Annotated in this window: 2 protein-coding genes and 1 tRNA gene; 1 reads left to right on the forward strand and 2 read right to left on the reverse strand. The window is 53.1% G+C overall.

What is annotated here, in order from left to right; genetic code table 11:
* Nucleotides 1-40: 40 nt before the first annotated feature.
* Nucleotides 41-301, forward strand: coding sequence for a hypothetical protein (locus tag GFC01_RS17645; RefSeq protein ID WP_152948458.1), 261 nt, complete (start codon nt 41-43; stop codon nt 299-301).
* 146 nt (nt 302-447) lie between these two features.
* Here the strand turns inward: GFC01_RS17645 and GFC01_RS17650 are convergent, their stop codons facing one another.
* Nucleotides 448-1,389: a tyrosine-type recombinase/integrase gene (locus GFC01_RS17650; RefSeq protein ID WP_152948459.1), complete on the reverse strand. Its 942-nt coding sequence runs from the start codon at nt 1,387-1,389 to the stop codon at nt 448-450.
* A gap of 152 nt (nt 1,390-1,541) precedes the next feature.
* Nucleotides 1,542-1,630 (reverse strand) — tRNA-Leu (locus GFC01_RS17655).
* Nucleotides 1,631-1,817 lie beyond the last annotated feature (187 nt).

The following is a 1,817-nucleotide window of genomic DNA, read 5'->3' on the forward strand; positions in this document are numbered from 1 at the left end:
CTCCCCCCCTACCCCCGCCGGCCCCGGAAGGAGGCTGGTCATGCCGGTTGTCCCGCTTTCACCGAGGGAATTTCAGGAGAAAACGGCCCTTTGCTGGCGGTGTGCCAATGCCACGGGAGCTGACTGCCCATACTTCTCCATCAAAGATCATTTGGTTGGCCTGGAGGCTGTCGGTGCAGTGGCCTACATGGTGGAGATAGAGGACAGGCCGTCCTTCAAGGTGGTCCGGTGCCCTCATTTCCGGGAAGGCCCTCTCAGGCCATTGAGCGAACAGGCACTCCTGGCCGTTGCCTTTCTCTAACGCATAAATGGCCCTAAAATCGACGATAATCAGTTGGCCAGTAAGATAACATTACCATCTCCATTATCGTTGAAATTTACCCCCTTTCTGCAAGCAGGGAATAAGAAAAGGCCGCCATGGAAGCGGCCAGGTAATGGTATTCGGTGTTATCTTCTTTTTCTTACCCTATGCCTTTGCGGTAACAGGCTGTTTAAAGGACTGGCGGCGGTGTTCATTGCCCGCAAATCGGCCTGGGTGAGGTTGACGTACCTTCTTGTCATAGTCAGGGAGTGGTGGCCCAGGGTACGTTGAAGGCCCAATTCATAGCCCCCGTTGCGGATATAGGTTAGAGCGAAAGCATGACGTAGAGCATACGGCCAGATCTTAACCCCTAACTTTCGGGAATACATCTCCAGCCTGTCATTCCAGGTGTGCCTGTTGAGAGGTGTCCCATCCTGGGTGCAGAAAACCGGAACTGTTTTCTTCCAGGCCGGGTGCCGGGCTGCAATCAATTCCCTGACGGCATTTGCTGTCACCGGGAGAATCGGCAATGTCCTGGTTTCTCTGGTTTTTGCATTCTCCCGGCGGATGGTTACTTCAAGATTCTTCAGGTTGAAATCGTCAATCAGAAGGGAAAATGCCTCCGATGGTCGAATACCTGTATCGAGGGTGAGCAGGAACAATGCATGGTCCCGCAGTCCGGCAAAGGTTGTCCTGTCCGGCAGGGACAGCAGCTGTTCGAGGGTTTCGGTGTCTACTTCGGTGACCCGGCCCTCATCTTTCTTTTTCTGGAATCCTTCCAAGGGATTTTCCGGGAAGATCCCTTCCCTGACGGCCCATTTAAAGAATGTTTTCAGGTAGGTAAGCCTCAAATTGAAGGTGGCCGGTTTGCACTCCATAGCCATGTATTCCAGGACGCATTTCTTCAGGTTTCGGGGATTGTAGGCGTCCGGGTGATTGGTGAAAAACCGGGTGACATGGTAGCGATAATCCTCAATCGTTCTTTTGCTCTTCTGTTCCCCCTGCTTCCACCAGATGAACTGTTGCAGAGCTTCCTCCCAGGTGGCCGGAACGTCCTTCCGCAGTTTCAGGACTTTGCCTTTCGCCATAATTGAAAACCCCCTTCAGTATTTTTGTAAACCGAAGAGGGTATCAGTGCAGTCCGGGGTGTTAACGGAGTGTCTGCCAACACCACCGGATTTATCTTTTTCGGGTGTTCGTGGGAGATGTTTCCAGGCCCCCGAAGGCCCCGCAAATCAACTGGTGCCGAAGGTGGGAGTCGAACCCACACGAGGGGTGAGCCTCACCGGATTTTGAGTCCGGCGCGTCTGCCAGTTCCGCCACTTCGGCATATGGCATTATAAATGTTAGCACGAGTCCGGCGGATTGTCAATGCTTCGCTTTCCCCTTGTCCGTGTCAAGATCCAGTAGGTATCTCCATAAAAATTTTTCCCGTTTTGAGACCTCACCGCTCAAAAACATTAGTTTCAAGGCAGCGGCCTTGACATCCACCCCGCAGGTGGTCAGACAAACCCAC

This window comes from Desulfofundulus thermobenzoicus, from assembly GCF_009428905.1.
Classification (GTDB): domain Bacteria; phylum Bacillota; class Desulfotomaculia; order Desulfotomaculales; family Desulfovirgulaceae; genus Desulfofundulus_A; species Desulfofundulus_A thermobenzoicus.